This is a genomic window from Microbacterium sp. SORGH_AS_0862 (assembly GCF_030818795.1).
Lineage (GTDB): Bacteria > Actinomycetota > Actinomycetes > Actinomycetales > Microbacteriaceae > Microbacterium.
Genome location: NZ_JAUTAY010000001.1, coordinates 1,407,186 through 1,428,154 on the forward strand (window position 1 = coordinate 1,407,186; position 20,969 = coordinate 1,428,154).

General features: G+C 70.8%; 21 protein-coding genes. 9 read left to right on the forward strand and 12 right to left on the reverse strand.

All coding sequences use genetic code 11. The features are described 5' to 3' along the window. Positions 1-325: 325 nt before the first annotated feature. From QE377_RS06570 to QE377_RS06585, 4 genes are read left to right on the forward strand one after another with little or no spacing between them, the layout of a single operon-like run. On the forward strand, positions 326-1,408 hold the full coding sequence (locus QE377_RS06570) for a type III polyketide synthase (protein WP_307320881.1): 1,083 nt from the start codon (positions 326-328) through the stop codon (positions 1,406-1,408). After that, entirely contained in the window at positions 1,405-2,097 is a 693-nt protein-coding gene (locus QE377_RS06575) for a methyltransferase domain-containing protein (protein ID WP_307320883.1), read from the forward strand. The genes QE377_RS06570 and QE377_RS06575 overlap by 4 nt, the downstream gene beginning before the upstream one ends. Then, on the forward strand, positions 2,090-3,220 hold the full coding sequence (locus QE377_RS06580; protein ID WP_307320885.1) for an NAD(P)/FAD-dependent oxidoreductase: 1,131 nt from the start codon (positions 2,090-2,092) through the stop codon (positions 3,218-3,220). Before QE377_RS06575 ends, QE377_RS06580 begins: the two co-directional genes overlap by 8 nt. Before the next feature lie 57 nt (positions 3,221-3,277). Continuing rightward, entirely contained in the window at positions 3,278-3,802 is a 525-nt protein-coding gene (locus tag QE377_RS06585) for a hypothetical protein (RefSeq protein WP_307325891.1), read from the forward strand. A 6-nt stretch (positions 3,803-3,808) separates the two neighbouring features. Here QE377_RS06585 and QE377_RS06590 read toward each other — a convergent pair whose 3' ends face one another. The 5 genes from QE377_RS06590 to QE377_RS06610 form a co-directional block, all read right to left on the reverse strand. After that, complete coding sequence (locus QE377_RS06590; protein WP_307320888.1) at positions 3,809-4,654, reverse strand: UbiA family prenyltransferase; 846 nt, start codon at positions 4,652-4,654, stop codon at positions 3,809-3,811. Positions 4,655-4,712: 58 nt separating this feature from the next. Then, positions 4,713-5,246 (reverse strand): putative immunity protein, encoded by a 534-nt coding sequence (locus QE377_RS06595; RefSeq protein WP_307320891.1) that lies wholly within the window; start codon positions 5,244-5,246, stop codon positions 4,713-4,715. Between the two features lie 9 nt (positions 5,247-5,255). Next, a complete protein-coding gene (locus QE377_RS06600) occupies positions 5,256-5,858 on the reverse strand; it encodes a class I SAM-dependent methyltransferase (protein ID WP_307320894.1) in 603 nt (200 codons plus the stop codon). A gap of 118 nt (positions 5,859-5,976) precedes the next feature. Beyond that, positions 5,977-6,579: a response regulator transcription factor gene (locus QE377_RS06605; protein WP_307320897.1), complete on the reverse strand. Its 603-nt coding sequence runs from the start codon at positions 6,577-6,579 to the stop codon at positions 5,977-5,979. Then, a complete protein-coding gene (locus QE377_RS06610) occupies positions 6,576-7,748 on the reverse strand; it encodes a sensor histidine kinase (RefSeq protein ID WP_307320899.1) in 1,173 nt (390 codons plus the stop codon). The genes QE377_RS06605 and QE377_RS06610 overlap by 4 nt, the downstream gene beginning before the upstream one ends. Before the next feature lie 150 nt (positions 7,749-7,898). Here QE377_RS06610 and QE377_RS06615 point away from each other — a divergent pair, with 150 nt between their 5' ends. Beyond that, the gene (locus tag QE377_RS06615; RefSeq protein ID WP_307320901.1) at positions 7,899-8,405 is read left to right on the forward strand and encodes a small multidrug efflux protein; all 507 of its coding nucleotides are present in this window, start codon (positions 7,899-7,901) and stop codon (positions 8,403-8,405) included. Positions 8,406-8,458: 53 nt separating this feature from the next. On the opposite strand, the gene QE377_RS06620 is transcribed toward QE377_RS06615, so the two are convergent. Further along, on the reverse strand, positions 8,459-10,666 hold the full coding sequence (locus QE377_RS06620; RefSeq protein ID WP_307320904.1) for an ATP-dependent Clp protease ATP-binding subunit: 2,208 nt from the start codon (positions 10,664-10,666) through the stop codon (positions 8,459-8,461). Between the two features lie 167 nt (positions 10,667-10,833). Between QE377_RS06620 and QE377_RS06625 the strand changes: the two genes are divergently transcribed. After that, positions 10,834-11,403, forward strand: coding sequence for an ECF transporter S component (locus tag QE377_RS06625; RefSeq protein WP_307320907.1), 570 nt, complete (start codon positions 10,834-10,836; stop codon positions 11,401-11,403). On the opposite strand, the gene QE377_RS06630 is transcribed toward QE377_RS06625, so the two are convergent. Next, positions 11,355-12,032 carry a TetR/AcrR family transcriptional regulator gene (locus tag QE377_RS06630; protein WP_307320910.1) on the reverse strand — a complete coding sequence of 226 codons (678 nt, stop codon included), beginning with the start codon at positions 12,030-12,032 and terminating at the stop codon, positions 11,355-11,357. The two genes, QE377_RS06625 and QE377_RS06630, sit on opposite strands and share 49 nt — an antisense overlap. 223 nt (positions 12,033-12,255) lie before the next feature. Here QE377_RS06630 and QE377_RS06635 point away from each other — a divergent pair, with 223 nt between their 5' ends. Continuing rightward, positions 12,256-12,603 (forward strand): DUF4870 domain-containing protein, encoded by a 348-nt coding sequence (locus QE377_RS06635; RefSeq protein WP_307320913.1) that lies wholly within the window; start codon positions 12,256-12,258, stop codon positions 12,601-12,603. A 30-nt stretch (positions 12,604-12,633) separates the two neighbouring features. On the opposite strand, the gene QE377_RS06640 is transcribed toward QE377_RS06635, so the two are convergent. Next, positions 12,634-13,611, reverse strand: a complete 978-nt coding sequence (locus QE377_RS06640) for a helix-turn-helix domain-containing protein (protein WP_307320915.1) — start codon at positions 13,609-13,611, stop codon at positions 12,634-12,636. Positions 13,612-13,696: 85 nt separating this feature from the next. Here QE377_RS06640 and QE377_RS06645 point away from each other — a divergent pair, with 85 nt between their 5' ends. Further along, complete coding sequence (locus tag QE377_RS06645) at positions 13,697-13,966, forward strand: hypothetical protein (protein WP_307320917.1); 270 nt, start codon at positions 13,697-13,699, stop codon at positions 13,964-13,966. A gap of 29 nt (positions 13,967-13,995) precedes the next feature. Here the strand turns inward: QE377_RS06645 and QE377_RS06650 are convergent, their stop codons facing one another. Both QE377_RS06650 and QE377_RS06655 read right to left on the reverse strand, forming a co-directional pair. Next, entirely contained in the window at positions 13,996-15,129 is a 1,134-nt protein-coding gene (locus tag QE377_RS06650) for a glycosyltransferase family 1 protein (protein ID WP_307320920.1), read from the reverse strand. Beyond that, positions 15,126-16,343 (reverse strand): glycosyltransferase, encoded by a 1,218-nt coding sequence (locus tag QE377_RS06655; RefSeq protein WP_307320922.1) that lies wholly within the window; start codon positions 16,341-16,343, stop codon positions 15,126-15,128. Before QE377_RS06655 ends, QE377_RS06650 begins: the two co-directional genes overlap by 4 nt. Before the next feature lie 109 nt (positions 16,344-16,452). Here QE377_RS06655 and QE377_RS06660 point away from each other — a divergent pair, with 109 nt between their 5' ends. After that, positions 16,453-17,046 (forward strand): hypothetical protein, encoded by a 594-nt coding sequence (locus tag QE377_RS06660; RefSeq protein ID WP_307320924.1) that lies wholly within the window; start codon positions 16,453-16,455, stop codon positions 17,044-17,046. Between the two features lie 30 nt (positions 17,047-17,076). On the opposite strand, the gene QE377_RS06665 is transcribed toward QE377_RS06660, so the two are convergent. Both QE377_RS06665 and QE377_RS06670 read right to left on the reverse strand, forming a co-directional pair. After that, positions 17,077-19,194: an ABC transporter ATP-binding protein gene (locus tag QE377_RS06665; RefSeq protein WP_307320927.1), complete on the reverse strand. Its 2,118-nt coding sequence runs from the start codon at positions 19,192-19,194 to the stop codon at positions 17,077-17,079. After that, entirely contained in the window at positions 19,191-20,918 is a 1,728-nt protein-coding gene (locus QE377_RS06670) for an ABC transporter ATP-binding protein (RefSeq protein WP_307320929.1), read from the reverse strand. Before QE377_RS06670 ends, QE377_RS06665 begins: the two co-directional genes overlap by 4 nt. Between the last annotated feature and the right edge of the window lie 51 nt (positions 20,919-20,969).

Consider the following 20,969-nt stretch of genomic DNA (forward strand, 5'->3'; position numbering starts at 1 on the left):
CACTCCCCGCGCGCGGCTCTCCGCGTTGTGCTCCCCGCCCGCGGCGCCCTCGCATGAGCGGCGCGCCCGCCCGCACCCCGTGGTTCCCCTGTCGCAGATCGCCCCCCGAGGCTCGACCTGTGACAGGGGAACCACGCCACCCCCCAGCTCGCCTGTCACAGATCGACGCTCCGCGCTCGATCTGTGACAGGCGAGCTGTCGTTTCGGGTCGACCGGGCGCGACGGCGGGGCGCGACGGGGCACATCGGGGCCCGGCACTCTAGACGCCGCCACATCCGGGCACCAGCCTGCGCGACGTCTGCGCGCGACGTGCCTATCGTGAGGCATGGTCCCGAGCATCGTCGGAGTCGGCACAGCCGTGCCGGACACCCGGCTCACCCAGTCGCAGATCCGCGACCTCTTCCTCGCGCAGCCCGGTCTCGACCGCCGCGCGCAACGGATCCTCGGTGCCGCGTTCGACGCGGCGGCCATCGAGACCCGCCACACGGTGCTGGCATCGCTCACCGGCGATGCCCCGCCCGAAGCTCTCGCGGTGCGCGACGGCGACCTGCTTCTCGACCCGAGCACCTCCGCGCGAAACGCCGAGTTCCGCCGCCTCGCGCCCGATCTGTTCGCGCGAGCGGGCAGAGCGGCGCTGGCCGATGCCGGAGTCGCCGCAGACGAGGTGACGCACGTCATCACCGTCAGCTGCACCGGGCTGTTCGCCCCCGGCCCCGACATGCTGCTCGTGCGCGACCTGGGTCTGCGCCCGGCGACCGAGCGCTACCACCACGGGTTCGTCGGCTGTGCCGCAGCCGTGCCGGCGCTGCGCGCAGCCCACCGCATCGCCGTCGCACAGCCGGACGCCGTCGTGCTCGTCGCGTGCGCCGAGCTGTGCTCCCTGCACCTGCGCGTCAGCGACGATCCGGAGCAGATCGTCGCCGCATCCCTCTTCGCCGACGGCGCCGCGGCCGCTGTCGTGACCTCCCGCGAGCACGCGGGGCGCCGGTTCGAGCTGGACGAGTTCCGCACCGCACTCAGCGACGACGGCGAGCACGACATGGTGTGGACCATCGGCGACCACGGCTTCGAGATGACGCTCACCGCCGAGGTGCCCCGCATCGCGGGGCGTGAGGTCGCCGATGCGGTCGCCTACCTCGACGGCGCCACCGCCTGGGCGATCCACCCGGGCGGGCGCAGCGTCCTGGATCGGGTGGCCGCCGGGCTCGGACTCTCCGAGGAGCAGATGGCCCCGTCGCGCGAGGTGCTGCGCGCGTTCGGCAACATGTCCAGCGCGACGGTGCTGTTCATCCTCGACCGGATGCGGCGCGACCCCGCCCTCGCCGACGGCACGACGCTGGGACTCCTCGCCTTCGGCCCCGGACTCACGGTCGAGTCCGGGCGTCTCCTCGTGCGAGGCGACGCGTGAACCTCGCGGAGCGCGATGCTTCGCTCCGCGAGCTGATGGACGACCCGGACTGCGACCCGCGGCTGCTCGCGGCGACGTACCGCCGCTTCGGTCTCGTGAACCGGCTGGTCGCGGGGTGGACCGGCGTCTACCGTCGGACGCTCCGTCCGTATCTGTCCGGCCTCGGACGCCCGGCACGCGTGCTGGATCTGGGATGCGGCGGCGGGGACGTGGTTGCGCACCTCGCCGCGCTCGCCCGCGCCGACGGGCTGCGGGTGCAGTGGGTCGGCGCAGACCCCGATTCGCGCGCCATCGAGGCCGCGGCCGTGCGTGCCGCATCCGATGTGTCCTTCCGCTGCACCGGCTCGCGCGCTCTGCGCGAGAGCGGCGAGCGCTTCGACGCGGTGCTCTCGAACCATGTGCTGCATCATCTGGATGCGGCGGAGCTCGCCGCGTTCGTCGACGACTCCGCCGCGCTCTCGACGGGGCTCGTCCTGCACGGCGACATCGAGCGGGGGCGCCTGGCGTACGCGCTCTACGGCGTCGGCATCCTTCCGCTGGCCCCCGGCACCTTCCTGCGCACCGACGGACTCCGCTCGATCCGGCGCAGCTATCGGGTCGCCGAACTCGCGTCGCGCCTTCCCGAGGGATGGCGGGTGGAGCGTCCTGCTCGCTTCCGCGTGCTGGCGGTGAGGGAGCCCCGTGCCTGAGGTCATCGTCGTCGGCGCGGGCCCCGTGGGGCTCCTTCTCACAGCGGAGCTGCGCCGGCTCGGCGTAGAGGTCGCCACGCTCGAGAGGCGGCCCGGCCCGGGCGACGGCACGCGGGCGATCGGCATCCATCCGCCCACGCTCGCCGCGCTCGAATCCTGCGGTGCGACGGAGCGCCTGCTCGCCGACGCCGTGCGCGTCGAGAGGGGGGAGGCGCGCACCGGCGGCCGGTTGGTCGGCGCGGTCGACTTCCGTCGTCTGTCCGCCCGCTTCCCCTTCGTCGCGACCCTCCCGCAGCGCGTGACGGAGGGCGTGCTCGCCGATCTCGCTGGGCCGATCGAGCGCGGGGTCACGGTGGCGGCCGTGCACGATGACGGCGACCGGATGCGGGTGCGCTCGGCCGACGGCCGCGAGTTCACCGCGCGCGTGGTGATCGTTGCCGGCGGCTGGGGCGGCCGGGACCTCGCGTACCGCCCCGGCGCGCTTCGGGTGCACGAGTACCGCGACCGGTATCTCATGACCGATACGGCGATGGACGCGTCCGACCCGGTGGCGGTGATCCGGCTCGACGCCGCCGGTGTCATGGAGTCCTTCCCGCTGCCCGGCTCCGCCCGCCGCTTCGTGCTGCACGACGCCGAAGGCGGCCCGGACGAGCCCCACGCCCGACGCGAGCGGATGCGGCGCGCGCTGCGCGAGCGCGGCGAGGAGGAGGCCGCCGACCGTATGGAGGTCGTGACCGCCTTCCGGGTGCGGCGCCTCGTCGCTCCACGCCTGCGGCGGGGCGGTCTCGTCGTCGTGGGCGACGCGGCCCACGAAGTGAGCCCGATCGGCGGGCAGGGCATGAACCTCGGGCTGCTGGATGCGGTGACGCTCGCCCCGCTCGTCGCCGAGGCGCTCCGCACCGGATCTCTCACCTCCCCCGCGCTCGACCGATGGGAGCGCCGCCGCGTGCGCTCCGCGCGGATCGCGGCCGCAATGGCCACCGTGAACACCGCGCTCGGGCGCCCGGCCGGCGCGGTGACCCACCGCATCCGCGGTACGGCGCTCGGGATGCTGCTGCGCAGCCCCGTCGGGGCCGTGCTCACGCGTGCCTACGCGATGGGCTTCGACGCCGACGCCCGCTGAGGTTGCCCACAGGCACCGGCGGCGCGCGAGCGGATCTGACAGCATTCACCCGTGAGCATGCGACGGTTCCGGACCCTCGGCGCGATGACCCTGGCCACGGCAGCACTGGTGCTGACAGCGTGCACCGCGGCACCGGACGATGCGGCCGAGCCGTCCGCATCGTCGAGCCCGACCGCCACGCATGCACCGTCGACCGCTCCCGCTCCCGCTCCCGCAGCATCCGCCGACACCGCGGACGGGCCCGTCGAGAGCTTCCGCGCGTGGTTCGAAGCGACGCGGACGCCCGATCCCGCCGCGGCGTGCGCGGCGCTGTCGCCCGCTCTGGCGGAGCGCATGCTCGCCGAGCTGAACCAGAACGGGCTCGACCTCACCACCTGCGAGGAGATGATCCAGGCGACCTCGGAGCTTTACCGCGCCACCGGCCAGAGCGCCGACGTCGATGTGCAGGTGCAGTCCGAGACGGCCACCGACGCCACCCTGTTCGTCACCTACGGCGCGTCCGGCGATTGCGGGACGGTCGTCATGCACCGCGACGCGTCGTCGTGGATCATCACGGACGAATCGCGGGAGTGCGCCGGGTAGAAGCGCTCAGGCGGTCAGCGAGCCGCCGGTCGCCACGAGTTGCACAGCGAGCAGGAGCGCGGCTCCCATCACGAGGCGGAACACGATGCGTCCGGGGCGACGCGCCCACGCGCATCCCACGGCCACGACCGCCACGCCGACCACGGCGGCGAAGAAGACCCACGAGACGATCGGCGCCGCATCCCTCGCCGGCCCGAGCCGCACGGCCACCGCGCCGCCGATGATCCCGACGCCCGCCAGCGCGCCCGACCAGCGCGCGCCGATCCGATGCGGCAGTCCGCGGATGCCGGTGCGTTGATCGTCGTCGAGATCCGGCAGCACGTTGGCCAGGTGCACCGCCGCCCCGAGTGACGCTCCGGCGGCGGTCGCCCACGGTGCCGCGAGCGCCGGCTCCGCGGCCGAGAGAGTCGCGAGCGACGGGAGGAGCCCGAAGCTCACCAGGAACGGCACGATCGAGAACGGCGTTGCCTTCAACGGCGCGTTGTACAGCCACGCGGAGGCGATCGTCACCGCCTGGGCGACCAGCAGTCCCCATCCGAGCGGCGCCGACAGCAGCAGCGCGCCGGCGACGGATGCGGCGGCGACCGCCCAGGCGGTACGGAGGCCGACCTCGCCGCGCGCGAGCGGCTTGTCGGTGCGGCCGACGGCCCGATCCCGGCCGGCGTCGATCGCATCGTTCGACAGGCCGATCGAGACCTGACCGGCGAAGACGGCGGCCGTCAGCAGCGCGATGCGCCACGGTGCGAGCCCGGCCGAGACGCCCAGCGCGAGCGCGAGCACCGTGACGACAAGGGCGGGACCCGGATGCGTGGACGCCCAGAGCGCGCGCACACTCGCCAGGGCTCGGGTCATGCTCCGACCGTAAGCGGCCGCATCCGTCTTGCCTCGCGGGTTGACGGCGACGCGCCGGTCAGTCGCCCGCGACGACCTGGGCCTGGATGCGGGTGATCGCCGCGCCCAGGCGGCCCCGCGCGAGAAGCCCGCCCGCGACCAGGGGGCCCGATGCGTCGCGACCGACCGGAGGCAGAAGGCGCAGCGCCGCGCGCGTATCCCGGGTGAGAAGCGCGAGCTGCCGGTCGATCTCGGCGTCGAACGAACCGGGAGCCGCCGTATCCGCCGCCAGCGCGGCATAAGCGGCAGCGCCCAGCGCGTGCGCACCCATGTGCGCGACGCCGGCCGCCTGTGCCGCGGAGCGGGCGGCCGCGACAGCCGGTGCGCCGGTCACCGCGTGCGCGGCCCGGCCGGCGACGAAACGCCGCTTGATCTCGCCTGCCGCATCCAGCTCTCCGCGCGCGTATGCACGCGCTCGGGCGATGGCATCGCGAGGCCGATCGTCACCGGGAGCCTCGGCCTCGAACAGGGCGAGCACGCGCTCGGCGCACTCCGCCGCCCAGGCCGCGACCAGGCGACGATCGGCGTCGTCGAGCGACTGCGGAGAAGGCACCTTTCCTGTCTACACCGCATCCGGCCGTCGGCACACGATGGCGCCGACCGGGCGTGCACCGCGGGCCGCGCGACGGTGCGTCTCGAGGATCTCGAACCCCTTGCCCTCCAGGCACCGTTCCAGTTCCGCGGCGGGCCAGCGCCACGCACCGACGACCGCGTGGTCGAACGGCTCGACCGCATCCGCATCGAAGAATCCGAGCACGAGAGACCCACCCGGGCGCAGCACCCGCGCGAACTCGGCGAGGGGCACGCCGATGCGAGCCGGTGCGTGGTGGATCGTCGAGAACCACGCGAGTATGCCGCCCACACACGCGTCCGGCGCGTCGATCGCGTCGATCGTGCCGAGATCGAACCGGATGCCGGGGTGATTCGCCCGGGCCGTCTCGACGAACTCCGGCGTCAGGTCGATGCCCCGCACGTCGAGACCGCGCTCGGCGAGGTGCGCGCTCCAGTGGCCGGGCCCGCACCCCGCATCGAGGACCGGGCCGTGGATGCCGTCGGCCCAGGTCTCGACCAGCTGACGGTCGAAAGGGTGCACGGCGGCCATCGTTCCCAGTGCCTGCGCGTACTCGGCGGCCCGCCGGTCGTACGCCTCGGCCACATCCGTCACCCGTCGAGCGTATCCGGCGCCCCGCCCCGTCAGGAGATCTCCCTCCCGCAGGACGATTCGCGAAGGATCATCCTGCACCGTGGCGATCTCCTGACGAAGGATGCGGCGCAGACGGTCCTCAGATCCAGCCGCGCTCCTGCGCGCGCAGCAACGCCTGCTGACGCGTCTCCAGGTGCAGCTTGCCGAGGATCGACGAGACGTGGTTGCGCACCGTGCCGGGCGACAGGTGCAGTGTCCGAGCGATCGTGGCGATCGTCTGTCCCTCGGCACCGGCCCGCAGCACGTCGAGCTCACGGTCCGTGAGGGGGCTCCGCTCGTCAGCGAGAGCATCGGCGGCGATCTCGGGATCGACGTACCGACGCCCCGCGGCGACCTGCCGGATGACGTCGGCGACGTCCTGCGCCGGACGCGACTTGGGAAGGAAGCCTTCGACCCCCGCCTGCAGCGCGCGCCGAAGCACACCCGGCCGCGCGTGCCGGGTCACCGCGACGACCCGCGAACGCGTCTGCTTGCGCACCCGCGCCGCCGCATCGATGCCGTCCAGAACCGGCATCTCGACGTCGAAGAGGCACACGTCCGGCTGCAGGCGTAGCGCCGCCGCCACCGCCTGCTCGCCGTCGACGCATTCGCCGACCACCTCGATGTCCTGCTCCAACCGCAGCAGCGCGGCGAGCGCGGTGCGGATCATGTCCTCGTCGTCGGCGATGAGCACCCGGATCATGCGCTCACCCCCGTCGGCACGCGCGCGTCCAGGACGAACACATCGTCGTCGAGCTCGGTCACGAGCGATCCGCCCGCCTCGGCGAGACGCGCCGTCATGCCGTCGATCCCCGCGCCCTCCCCCGTGGCCGCACCGCCGCGGTCGTTCTCAGCCCGGTACCGCCAGCCGCCGGCGTCCCGCTCCAACGAGAGCCGGGCGAAGCGGCCGCCGCCGTGTTTGAGGATGTTGGTCGTGCTCTCGCGCACGACGGGTCCGAGCGCGTCGCGGGGTGCGCCGGCCGCATCCGGGCTCACGGCCAGCTCGACGCTGAGTCCTGCCGCACGCAAGAGGTCGGCGGCGTTGGCCAGCTCGTCCGGGAGCGGAACGCCGCGGAAGCGCGCGGCGAGCGCCCTCGTGCCCACACGGGCCTCATCGACCTCGCGTCGCGCGGCGCGGATGTGTTCGAGTGCGGCGGGCGGGTCGGCGCTCAGGCGTTCGGCGAGTTCGAGTTGCAGCGCAACGACCTGCAGATGGTGGCCTTGCAGATCGTGCACATCGCTTGCCAGGCGCAGTCGTTCCTGGGTCGCCGCGAGGTTCGCCTCGGTGAGGCGGGCGCGGTCGAGCTCGCGCACGATGTCCCACCACCAGAGCATGCTGACGACGGTGATCGGCAACGCCACCGGGAACATGAAGAGCACGAAGATGGGTCCGTAGACGAGGGTCGCCTCACCCTCGACCGCGCGCAGGTACTCGATCACCGCGACGGCAGCGAGTACGACGGTGACGAGTCCCGTGACCCGGGCCCGCACGCCCCTCGGCCAGGGCAGAGTGCACACGAGTGCTCCCACGAGGGCCAGCGCCAGCGTGATGCTGCCGGTCACGACCCCGATCGCCACGGCTGCCGCCGCACCGAGGCCGAACGCGGCGACGCGCATCCACCGTCGGCTTCCCGCCGCATCCGCCCGGAAGTAGTCGAGGCCCGTCATGACGAACGCCACAAGCCAGGCGAGGGATGCGGCCGCGAACACGATCAGCTCCGGGGCGGACTCGGTGACCCAGGTCGGGATGGCCCACACCGTGAGCGTGCCGACGGCGAAGAACACGGCGGACGAGAACGTGTACCACCACGTCGCGCGCACGCCGCGACCGACGGCGGGCTCGGCGGCGGCCGGGGGTGATGAAGCACTCACGCCGACCAGGCTACGGGCATGACAAAAGTCATGCCCGACCCGCCCTTTCCTCCCCGGCGGAGGTGACGCGACGGCACTGCCGACGAAGGACGCGGCCCGGTGGGATGGAGACGTTCCCCCGACCGCGCATCCCACCCCGACGGAGCCGACATGCACGATCTCATCGCAGGATTCCAGAATCTCATCGCCACCGTCCCCGAGCTGGTGCAACCGCTCATCGTCGCACTCGCGGGCGCCGTCCCGTTCGTCGAGGGCGAGGGTGCGACCGTCATCGGCATCGTCGGCGGCATCCACCCGATCGTCGCCGCCGTCGCCGCCGCTGTCGGCAACTTCGTCTGCGTCGCGATCGTGGTGCTCGTGGGGGCGGGCGTCCGATCCGCCGTGACCTCCGGGCGCGCCGCCACCGCCGTCGGTCAGGTCACCGAGACGTCGCCGCGCCGAGAGAAGTTCCAGCGCGCCTTCGTGCGCTACGGCGTGCCGGGCGTGAGCCTGCTCGGGCCGCTGCTGCTTCCGACGCAGCTCACCTCCGCGATGCTCGCCGGCGCCGGTGTCACGAAGGGCCGGATCCTGGTGTGGCAGGCCATCGCCATCACGATGTGGACCACCATCGCGACCCTCATCGTCACCGGCGTCTGGGCCTTCGCCGGCATCCTCTGAGCACGCACGAGAGGCCCCGCATCCGTCGGGATGCGGGGCCTCTCGTGCGTCGATCAGTCGTCGAGCAGCTCGGCCTCGATGACATCGTCGTCGTCCGGAGCGGACTCGGATGCGGCCGTGCCGGCACTCGTCAGCACGAGCTGCGAGCCGTCGGCGGCGACATCCACCCGCACGACGTCGCCGTCGTGCACGCCGCCCGAGAGGATCGCCATCGCGAGGCGGTCCTGGATCTCGGACTGGATGAGCCGGCGCAACGGCCGGGCGCCGAACACCGGGTCGTAGCCGCGCTCGGCGAGCCAGGCGCGGGCGTCCGGAGTGACCGCGAGCGTGAGCCGGCGGTCCTTCAGCCGACGCTGCAGCGCATCCACCGACAGCTCCACGATCTGTGCGAGGTCGTCCTGGCTCAGGGCCTGGAACATCACGATGTCGTCGAGGCGGTTGAGGAACTCGGGACGGAAGGCCTGCCGCAGCAGTACCTGCACCTGCTCGCGCTTCTGCTCGAGCGTCAGCATCGGGTCGATCAGGATCGGCGAGCCGAGGTTCGAGGTGAGGATCAGGATGACGTTGCGGAAGTCGACCGTGCGCCCCTGGCCGTCGGTGAGGCGGCCGTCGTCCATGACCTGCAGCAGCACGTCGAAGACCTCCGGATGCGCCTTCTCGACCTCGTCGAGCAGCACGACCGAGTAGGGACGGCGACGCACGGCCTCGGTCAGCTGACCGCCCTGCTCGTAACCGACATACCCGGGAGGGGCGCCGACGAGGCGCGAGACCGAGTGCTTCTCGCCGTACTCCGACATGTCGATGCGCACCATGGCGTGCTCGTCGTCGAAGAGGAACTCCGCGAGAGCCTTCGCGAGCTCGGTCTTGCCGACGCCGGTGGGCCCCAGGAACAGGAACGAACCCGTGGGCCGGTTCGGGTCGCTGATTCCCGCACGCGAGCGGCGGACCGCATCCGAGACCGCCTTCACCGCCTCCTTCTGACCGATCAGACGCTTGCCGAGCTCGGCTTCCAGATGCACGAGCTTCTCGCTCTCGCCCTGCAGCAGACGTCCCACCGGGATGCCGGTCCATGCCGCGATCACCGAGGCGATGTCCTCGTCGGTGACCTGGTCGTTCACCATCCGGTCGCCGCTCGACTCCGCCTGCTCGGCCACGCCGAGCTCGCGCTCCAACGCGGGGATCTCGGCGTACAGCAGCCGCGAGGCACGCTCGAGGTTGCCCTCGCGCTGCGCACGCTCGGCGTCGATGCGCGCCGCATCCAGGCGGGTCTTGAGCTCACCGACACGGTTGAGCGACGCACGCTCCTGCTCCCACCGCGCCTGCAGCTCGCCGAGGCGCTCCTGCTCGACGCGGAGGTCCTCGCGGAGCTTCTCGAGGCGCTCCTTCGAGGCCGCGTCCTTCTCCTTCTTGAGCGCCAGTTCCTCCAGCTTCAGGCGGTCGACGTGGCGACGCAGCTCGTCGATCTCCAGTGGTGCGGAGTCGATCTCCATGCGCAGACGCGATGCGGCCTCGTCGATCAGGTCGATCGCCTTGTCGGGAAGCTGCCGCGACGGGATGTAGCGATTCGACAGCGCGGCGGCAGCGACCAGAGCACCGTCGGCGATGGCCACCTTGTGGTGGGCCTCGTAGCGTTCCTTGAGTCCGCGCAGGATGGCGACGGTGTCTTCGACCGTGGGCTCGCCCACGTACACCTGCTGGAAGCGGCGCTCGAGGGCCGCATCCTTCTCGATGAACTCGCGGTATTCGTCGAGCGTCGTCGCGCCGATCAGGCGCAGCTCACCGCGCGCGAGCATGGGCTTGAGCATGTTGGATGCGGCCACAGAGCCCTCGCCGCCGCCCGCGCCCATGAGCACGTGCAGCTCGTCGATGAAGGTGATGATGCGCCCGTCGGATTCGGTGATCTCCTTGAGGACGCTCTTCAGACGCTCCTCGAACTGGCCGCGGTACATGGCGCCTGCCACCAGCGCGGAGATGTCGAGGGAGACGAGTTCCTTGTTCTTGAGGCTCTCGGCGACGTCGCCCGCGACGATGCGCTGCGCGAGCCCCTCGACCACGGCGGTCTTTCCAACGCCGGGCTCGCCGATGAGGACGGGGTTGTTCTTGGTGCGGCGGGTCAGCACCTGGCTGACGCGCCGGATCTCGCTGTCGCGCCCGATGACGGGGTCGAGCTTGCCTTGACGGGCGCGCTCGGTGAGGTTGATGCCGAACTGCTCGAGGGCACTTTGCGACTCCTCCTGCCCGGGCTGTTGCGTGGCGTTCATATGTTCTCCTGAAATCTCCGGGACTCAAACTTGAGTCTCACAGGCTCAAGTTTATCACCGAGGGTCTTCGAGCACCAGAGGGCACCGCAGATGAGCGTTCGTCACGTAGCCGCCCGGACGGTCGACGCAGCGGCTACGGTGCTGCGGTGATCCGCCGAGCCTCACGCATGCCCCTGACGACCCGCGTGCTCCTCAGCTGCGCCGCGATCGGCGCTGCCGCCGCCGTGCTCCTGACGGTCGCGAACCTCACCGCCAAGCTCCTGATCCCGGTGTTCCCGCCGTCGGCGTACATCCTCGCCGGACTCTGGGCCGTGCCCGCGACACTCGCGCTGGCGCTGCTTCGCCGCCCGGGCGTCGGGGTTCTCACGGGTCTCGTCGCGGGACTGGCGATGACGCCCTTCAGCCCGCAGGGCGCCTACGTCATCCTCGCGACCCTCTGGTGGGGCGCCGCCTGCGAACTGCCGTTCCTCGTCACGCGATACCGCCGGTGGACGCTCCTGCTGCACGCGTGCGGTGGCATCGTCGCCGGAGCCGCGAGCATCGCGGTGTCGTACGCGACGGGCGTGATGACGCCCATGCCACTCGCCGCACAGCTCCTCACGATCACCCTCTCCGTCGTTGCGCCGACCGTCGCCGCCCTCGGCGGCGTGGCCCTGGCGGGGCGGCTGCGGCGAAGCGGCGTCGGCGATCAGTCCGCGAGCGGAGCCGCATCCAGCCGTTCCGCGACATCGGCCTGAGCGAAGGCGGCCGCCGCCTCCCGCATCCCGAGACGCACGGCGAGGTGCAGCGTCTCCGGGTCGCCCGCGGCGTCTCGCTGGAATGCCGCGAGGACCAGGGCGTCGACCACCACGAACGCGCGCCCGAGCGCTGCGCGCGCGTGCGGCGTCAGCGCGACCGCGTCCTGGCGCTCCAGCGCAGCCACGACATCGTCGAGGATCGTGAGGTCGGCAGGCGTGTCCCGGGCCGGGACGTCCACGAGCAGCCAGCCCGCGGTGCGGATGGCGCGGAACGACGGGATGGTGCGGTACGCCGTGAGCAGCGACCGCACGAGCGCGTGGAACACGCTCTGCCCGTCCGGGTGCGGCTGCGCGAGGGCTATGGCGATGAGACGGCGCAGCAGCTGGAAGTTGCGTTCACCGAGCGCCACGATGACGGCCTTCGCATCCGGGAAGTAGCGGTAGACGGTGCCGACCGAGGTATGCGCCTCCTCCGCGACGAGGGCGGGCGTGAGCTCGATCGCCCCCACCCGGTCGACGACGGATGCGGCGGCGCGCAGCAGCCCCTCCACCCGCTCGTTCGAACGCTCCTGCACGGGAAGCCGGCGTAGGCGGGTGACCGGCGTAGGCCGGCTCAGACTGTGGGGCATGCGGGCCTCCTCCCTTCGCCGCGGTGGTGCGCGATCACGACGATGGGCGGTCCCATCCGCTTCCGATGCTCGCGCTCCGACACCGCGGACGTCAATCCCGTGGCGCAGGAGGTGACGATCACTCAGCAATGCACCCCCGGCACGCCGACGGGACCGTACTCTCGCGTCGGCCCGCTACCCGTCGGGCGCATCCGCATCCGCTTTCCGAGAGGAACATCCCCCCATGACCTCCATGCCCCAGCCCACCGCTGAGACCGGCTCCACGTCGAACACCCCGGCCGTGCTGACGCACCTGGGCGGCATCCTGTTCTCGTTCATCCCCAGCCTCATCGTCTTCCTCGTGCAGCGCGGGACGGGCTCGAGCCTCTACGAGCAGGCCAAGGAGGCGCTCAACCTGCAGATCACGGTCTTCCTCGGGATGGTCGTGGCGGGCATCCTGGCGTTCATCATCAACGTGCCCGTGGGCGGGCTCGTGTGGATCGTGGGCGTCATCTTCGCCGTCATCGGTGCACGCGCCGCAGCCAAGGGCGAGCTGTACCGCAACCGCAGCATCCTGCGCCTGGTGAACTGAGCCGCGGCGGCCTGCAGTTCAGCGCGGCGATCACGCGACGGCGGCGACCGCCTCATCGGCCGGACACGCGAACCGGGCACGGTAGGCGGTCGGCGTCGTCGACAGGACGCGCGTGAAGTTCTGCCGCAGCACGGCCGCGGAGCCGAACCCGCACTCCGCAGCGATCCGATCCAGTCCGTAGTCGGTCTGCTCGAGCAGCCGCTGCGCGTGCAGCACCCGCTGGCGGGCCAGCCAGGACGCCGGCGTGGCCCCCAGATCGGCTTTGAAGCGCCGTGCGAAGGTGCGGGGCGACATGTGCGCCTTCGCCGCGAGCTGCTCGACCGACAGTTCCTGACGCAGGTTCTGCACCATCCACTCCGTCACCGGCGCGAGCGAAAGCGACGCGGTCGGCGCGAGCGGTCGCGAGATGAACTGAGCCTGGCCGCCTTCGCGTTGCGGGGCCACGACCATGCGGCGTGCGATCGTGTTGGTCGCCTCGGCCCCGAGCTCCTGCCGAAGCAGGTGCAGGCACGCATCCAGCCCCGCGGCCGTCCCCGCGCTCGTGATGACCTTGCCGTCCTGCACGTAGAGCACGTCCGGGTCGATGTCGAGGCTCGGGTACATCTCGGACATCCGGTCGGTGTACTTCCAGTGCGTCGTCGCGCGGCGTCCGTCGAGAACACCGGATGCGGCGAGCACGAACGACCCGCTGCACACGCTCAGCAGCCAGGCGTTGCGGCGCTCCGCACGGCGCAGCACGTTGGCCAGCCGCGCGTCGATCGTGCCCCAGGTGTCGCGCGGGACGGGAGTGACGACCACGAGATCGGCCTCGTCGGCGAACGAGAGATCGTGCTCGACATTGATCGAGAAGCCGAGGTTCGACATGATCGCGCCCGGCTCGATGGCGCAGACGCGGAAGTCGAACATCGGGATGCCGTCGTCGGTGCGATCGATACCGAACGCCTCGCAGGCCAAGCCGAATTCGAACGGGGTGAACCCGTGCTGGACGACGACGGCGACAGTTCTCATGGACTCTCCGAGTTGGCAGTATTAACGCGCTTATGGGCAATTCTGCCAGTCGTGGCACGATCGCACAACACATAGCTTTTCTGCCATGATCGCACTCATCGTCCTCGGCATCCTCTCGATCGTGGCCATCGTCGCCACCGTCATCGCCGTCGCGCGGGACGGTTACGGCCCGGTGCGCACCGACTGGAGCCGCCTCCCCGACCGCGACGACCCTGTGGCCCCCTCCTCGCCCGTCGCGCCCTCGACCACCGACGCGCAGCCGTCCCGCGTTCGAGGGACCCGTGTCGCGGTCGCGGCACCCGAGACGCCGCACGTCGCATCCCTCGAACGCGTCAGCTCCACCGCGCGCGCGTAACTCCCGGTCCGGCCGGCGTGTCTTGCGGGTCAGTCGCGCGGGGCGCGGCGGTACGGGGTCATCGCCCGCACCGTGTCGAGCAGGATGCGGGCCGACCGCTCCCACGAGAACCGCGCCACGTGCTCCCGACCGGCGGCGACGGTCGCGGCGCGCACATCGGGATCGTCCAGCTTCGCGACCGCCGCGGCGAACGCCCGTGGGTCGTGCGGATCGACGTACAGGGCGCCGTCACCGGCCACCTCGCGGAAGATCTCGAGGTCGGTGACGACGGCGGGAACGCCCAGCTCCAGCGCTTCGGCGATCGGCAGACCGTAACCCTCGTCGAGACTGGTCGTCGCGAGCACCGCGCGGTCGGCGAGCAGGCGCGCGTACTCCTCGTCGCTCACGCCGTTGTGGAACACGACGTCGGTGCCGGCGGGCGTGATCGCCTCGAGTTCGGCGCGGCGCTCGGTCGAGATGCGGCTGAGCAGGTGCAGGGTGCGACCCGGAAGAGAGGCCATCGCGCGCACCAGGTTGTCCACGTTCTTGTACGGCATGAACGAGCCCATGTAGACGATGTTCCGCACGGGTCCGCTCGCGTCCACCGCAACGCCGTCGAGGCGATCGGCCAGGCGCTGCGGAGCGTTGGGGATCACGACGACGGGCCGCGACGTGAGGTTCACGGCAGCGAACTGCCGCTTGCTCGTCTCGCTGACCGTGGCGACCACATCCGCCGCATTGAGCGTCAGGCGCTGCGGAAGGTAGCTGAGGTGGAACAGTCGCCACCCGAGCCGCACCGGGGCGGGCAGATCCTTCGGCGGCGTGCGGTGGCGGTAGTAGATCGTGTCGTGCAGCGTGAGGATGACACGGAATCGACGTCCGCCGGTGCCGATGGTCTGCATCGGGGAGAAGACGACATCCGGCGCGAAACGGTTGAGCAGCCGTGCGGTGAAGGGCTCGCGCCACGAGGTCGGCGCGTGGATCGCGAGCGTCTGCGCACCGTTCGGCAGCAGCGGGATCTGCCGGGCGTCGTGCACGAGGAACGTGACCTCGACGCCCGCATCCTCCGCGGCCGCCGACACCGCGGCGGCGAGCTCCGCGGAGTAACGGCTGATGCCGTCGTGGAAGTCCGTACGGATGTACCGCGCGTCGAAGAACAGCCGAAGCGGCCCGGCTGCCGTCACGGCTCGACCGACTGGCCCCGGTAGAGCTTCTCGAAGGTGTCGAGGGTGCGCGCGATGTCGTGGATCTCGACACCCTTCAGCGACGCCTCCTGCATCGCGCGATACTCCTCGGGGGATGCGGTGAGCACCCGCGTGAGCTTCTCGGCGAGGTCGTCGGCGTTCTGCGGCCGGAACAGCCAGCCGTTCTCCCCGTCGCGCACGAGGTGCGGCAACGCGAGCGCGTCGGCGGCCACGACGGGAAGACCCGACGCCATCGCCTCCATGGTCGCGATCGACTGCAGCTCGGCGATCGAGGGCATCGCGAACACCGTCGCGCGAGTGAGGATGCGGCGCAGCTCCTCCTCCTCCACACGACCGTGGAACGTCACACGATCGGCGAGACCCAGCTGTTGCACGAGCGCGTCCAGCGACTTGCGCTGGTCACCCCCGCCGACGACCTCGACGGTGGCGTTGAGCGCCGGGTCGAGCTTGGTCACTGCCTGCAGCAGGGTATCGACGTGCTTCTCGGTGGTGAGGCGCCCGACGAACAGGATGCGGTTCTCGTCGCGCGGCGACAGATCGGCCGTGTACCCGGAGGCGTCGATGCCGCAGCTGATCGGGATCACGCCGTGGATGTCGATCGTGGCCTCGAGGAAGTCGGCCGCACGGCGCGTGGGGGTCGTGACCGCGCGCGCCATGTGGAAGGTGCGCGACGCGTCGTCCCACGCGAGCTTGACGAAGACCTTGTCGAGCACGGGCGGGAGCGTCGTGAAGTCGAGGATGTTCTCGGCCATGACGTGGTTGGTGGCGACGACCGGGATGCCGCGCTTACGCGCCTCGCGCGCGAGACCGCGACCGATGACGATGTGCGACTGGATGTGCACGACGTCCGGCTTCACACTGTCGAGCACCTGCCGCGCGTAGTGCTTCGAGCGCCACGGCCAGACGAAACGGAGCCAGTCGTGCGGCTTCCAGCGCACGGCGGGCAGGCGGTGCACCGTGACCGGCACGCCCTCGATGATCTCGGTCGCCGGCGGGTACGTGCGGTACTTCAGGCCGGGGGCGACGACGTGCACGTCGTGGCCACGGCTCGCGAGACCGGCGGCGAGCCGCTCGGCGAAACGCGCGGCCCCGTTCACGTCGGGTGCGAACGTGTCGCAGCCGATGACGATCGTGAGGGGGCGTTCGGTATCCGGCGCCGGTTCGGGGACATCGGGCGTCGAGGGGGTAGTCACGTGTGGTGGCTGCCTCTCTGGGGGGGTCGTTTGCGGGGTGCGCAGGCATCCCGAGTCTACCGGAGCCCTCCCGAGCGCCACCGAGGCACCCCGCCCTACGCTGGTTGTCATGATGCGATTGCAGGCCGACGCCGATGAGACCCAGTGGGTCGCCGTCACCGAATCGTTGGGGCTGCGCGGCCGTCGTCACCGCAAGAAAGCACTGCGGATGCTGATGGCACAGGGCTCGCTCGCCACCGGCGCCGAGCAGCGCACCGGCAGCGGTTTCGCGGCGTGGCTCGTGAGCCAGGCGACGCCGTTGCTCATGAGACGCGCCGCCGGACGCGTCCTGGCGTGGATGTGGCGCGCGGACCCCGAGCTCGTCGTCGTGCTCGCGCAGGTGCAGGAGGCGACGCCGCAGTTGCGGACCGCCCGCGCCATGATGCCGATGGAGTACGACGACACAGAGGACTTCCGCAACCCGCACCTGGGTACGGGCGAGCGCCTGCTGATGGACCTGCCGTCGAACCCGAAGGCGCCGCCCTTTGCGACCTACACGTGGGACATCGGCACGCACCTCATCACGCTGACCGCGGTCTTCGGCGACCGCGAGCGGGTGAAGACCGCGGTCCCGGCCGTGGATGCCCTCGCGCGCACGCTGCGGGCGGTCGACGACCTGCCGATCGGCGAGTCGCCCGACGTCCTGCGCATCGACCCGGCCTGACCGCCCGACCGACGGGCCGGGCGGCGGCGCTCAGCTGGGGGGAACGCCCGGTGCGGGCGGCCCCGACGGAGGAACGGGGGCGGAGGGGACGTCCTCCGGGCTCAGGGACTCGGCAGCAGCATCCGCCGTCGTCTCCGGCGCTACCGGCGCCTCCTCGACCAGCTCGGCCGCGGCCTGCTCGAACTGCGAGCGGTACAGGCGCCAGTAGGAGCCCTCGGCGGCGATGAGCTGCTCGTGCGTGCCCTGTTCGACAATGTCGCCGTGCTCCATCACGAGGATGAGATCCGCGTCGCGGATCGTCGAGAGCCGGTGCGCGATCACGAACGAGGTGCGTCCCTCGCGCAGCGCCGCCATCGCGTGCTGCAGCAACAGCTCGGTGCGGGTGTCGACAGAGCTGGTGGCCTCGTCGAGGATCAGCACCTCGGGGCGCGCGACGAACGCTCGGGCGATCGTGATGAGCTGCTTCTCTCCGGCGGAGACGTTCGCCGCATCCTCATCGAGCACCGTGTCGTACCCGTCGGGGAGCGTCTGGACGAACGGATCGACACGCGTCGCGACGGCGGCCTCGACCACTTCTTCGTCGGTGGCGTCGGCGCGCCCGTAGCGGATGTTCTCGCGGATGGATCCCGCGAACAGCCACGGGTCCTGCAGCACCATGCCGGTGCGTGAGCGCACGTCGTCGCGGGTGACTTCGGCGATGTCCTGTCCGTCGAGCAGGATGCGGCCGCCGTCGAGCTCGTAGAAGCGCATGATCAGATTGACGAGCGTGGTCTTGCCGGCGCCGGTGGGTCCGACGATCGCCACCGTCTGTCCGGGTTCGACCCGGAACGACAGGTCGGTGATGAGCGGTTTGTCGGGCGAGTAGGAGAACGCGACGTTCTGGAACTCGATGACGCCCCGGCCGCCCGCGGGTGCGGGAGCGTCGTCGGAGTCGGGCTCCTGCTCCTCGGCGTCGAGCAGATCGAACACACGCTCCGCGGATGCGGTGCCCGACTGGATGACGGCCGCCATCCCGCCCAGCTCCGACAGCGGCTGCGTGAACTGCTGCGAGTACTGGATGAAGGCCTGCACGTCGCCGAGACGCAGCTGACCCGATGCCACCATCAGGGCACCGAGCACCGCGATGCCCACGTAGGTGAGGTTTCCGACGAACATCATGCCCGGCATGATGATGCCCGACAGGAACTGCGCGCGGAAGCTCGCACGGTACAGCTCCTCGTTCTCGGCCTGGAACTTCTCGCGCGCATCCGCCTCGCGTCCGTAGACCTTGACGAGCGCGTGACCCGAGAAGGACTCCTCGACGCGGGCGTTGAGCCGCCCCACCTTTCGCCACTGCAGCGCGAAGGACTTCTGCGACTTCGGCCCGATGACGCCGAAGATGACCGCCATGAGCGGCAGCGAGACGAGGGCGACGAGGGCGAGCTGCCACGAGATGGAGAACATCATCACGAGCACGCCGACGACCGTCAGAACCGATGTCACCACGGTCGAGAGCGACTGCTGCATCGTCTGGGTGATGTTGTCGATGTCGTTCGTGACGCGGGAGATGAGCTCACCGCGCTGCACCCGGTCGAAGTACGACAGCGGCAGACGGTTGATCTTCGCCTCGACGGATTCACGCAGGCGCCACATCGTGCGCACCATGATCACGTTGATGACGTAGCCCTGGAACCACGTGAGCACGGCGGACGCGATGTAGATCGCCAGGGCGGCCATGGTGACCACCCGCAGTCGCTCGAAGTCGATGCCCGCACCCACCGCGAAGTTCGGCATGGCTCCGACGATGTTGGCGATGTCTCCCTGCCCCGCCGCCTGCAGCGCGGCGACCACGTCGGCCTGCGAGGCGCCCGCGGGGAACTGGCCCCCCAGACCCGCAGAGACGACGCCCTCGAAGATGACGTTCGTCGCCTCGCCGAGCACGCGAGGCGCGATGACGGCCAGCACGACGCCGGCGGCACCCGCGAGGGAGACGAGGGTGAAGGCGACCGCGTGGGGCTTCAGCAACCCGATGAGCCGCAGGAACGACTTTCCGAAGTTCGCGGCCTTGCCGGGTGCGACGGAGTCCCAGCTGCCCGAGTTCTGGCGCGCCTGCTCGGCGAGCTCCAGTTCGAGGCGCTCTTCTTCTGTCAGCGCGTCGGGCGTGCTCATGCGTCCACCCCCAGCTGCGATTCGACGATCTCTCGGTACGTGTCGTTGTCGGCGAGCAGTTCTTCGTGCGTGCCCACGCCCACCATGCGACCGCCGTCGAGCACGACGATGCGGTCGGCGCCCGTGACGGTCGAGATCCGCTGCGCGACGACGATCTTGGTGACGTCCGGCAGCCGCTCCCAGAGCGCTTGGCGCAGCCGCGCGTCGGTGCGCAGATCGAGCGCGGAGAACGAATCGTCGAACACGAAGAGGTCGGGGCGGTGCACGATCGCTCGCGCGATCGCGAGGCGCTGACGCTGGCCGCCCGAGACGTTCGTGCCGCCTTGCGCGATGGTGGCCTCGAGGCCGCCGGACATCTCGGACACGAAGTCCCTCGCCTGCGCGATCTCGAGCGCCTCCCACAGCTCGTCGTCGCTCGCATCCTCACGGCCGAAGCGGAGGTTGGAGGCGACGGTTCCGGTGAACAGGAACGGACGTTGCGGCACGAGGCCGATGCCCTTCCAGAGCAGGTCGAGGTCCGCCTCGCGTACATCGACGCCCGCCACCCGCACGGCACCGCCGGTGACGTCGAACAGTCGAGGGATGAGCGAGACGAGCGTGGACTTGCCGGACCCCGTCGAACCCACGATCGCGACCGTCTCACCCCGCGCCGCGTGGAACGAGATGCCCTGCAGCACGGGAGCGTTCGCGCCGGGGTAGCTGAACGACACGTCGTCGAGTTCCAGAGCGCCGGGCGCGGGGAAGAGCGTGACGGGCTGCACGGGTCGGGCGAGCCCTCCCTCGGCGTCGAGCACTTCGCCGATGCGCTCGGCCGACACCGCGGCGCGCGGGATCATGATCGTCATGAAGCTCGCCATGAGCACCCCCATGAGGATCTGCCCGACGTACTGCATGAAGGCGAAGAGCGTTCCGACCTCGACGCCCCCGGCGTCGATCTGACGGCCGCCGAACCAGATCACTCCGACGACCGTGACGTTCAGCACCAGCATCGCGAGCGGGAACAGGAGCACGAAGAGCGATCCGACCTTGCGTCCGATGACCATGATGTCGGTGTTGGCGAGGCGGAAGCGCTCGGCCTCGATCGACTCGCGCACGAACGCGCGCACGACGCGCACGCCCGTCAGCTGCTCGCGCATGACGCGGTTGACGGCGTCGAGCTTCTTCTGGAACTGCCGGAACAACGGCACCATGCGCGCGATGATGAGGCCCGCCACGAGCAGCAGCGCGGGCACCGCGACCGCGATCAGCCAGCTGAGCCCCACATCCTGCTGCACCGCCATCACGATGCCGCCGATGGCCAGCAGGGGTGCGGTCACGAGCATCGTGGAGCCCATCATCGCGAGCATCTGCACCTGCTGCACGTCGTTCGTGTTGCGGGTGATGAGCGAGCCCGGGCCGAACTGCGAGACCTCGCGCTCGGAGAAGCCGCTGACCTTCTGGAACACGTCACGACGGATGTCGCGGCCGGCCGACATCGCGGCACGGGCGGCGAAGAAGGTGGCGATGACGGATGCGGTGATCTGCCCGAGCGAGATCACCAGCATGATCGTGCCCGTCGACCAGATGTAGCCGGTGTCGCCGCGGGTGACGCCGTTGTCGATGATGTCGGCGTTCAGACGCGGCAGGTAGAGCGATGCCATGGCGGAGGCGAACTGGAAGACCAGCAGACCCAGCAGCCACCAGCGATAGGGCGCGAGATAGCGCAGCAGGAGTTTTACGAGCACGATGCCTCCCGAGGCGGGGCGCGGTTCACACGCCGAGCACAGGTTAGGCCC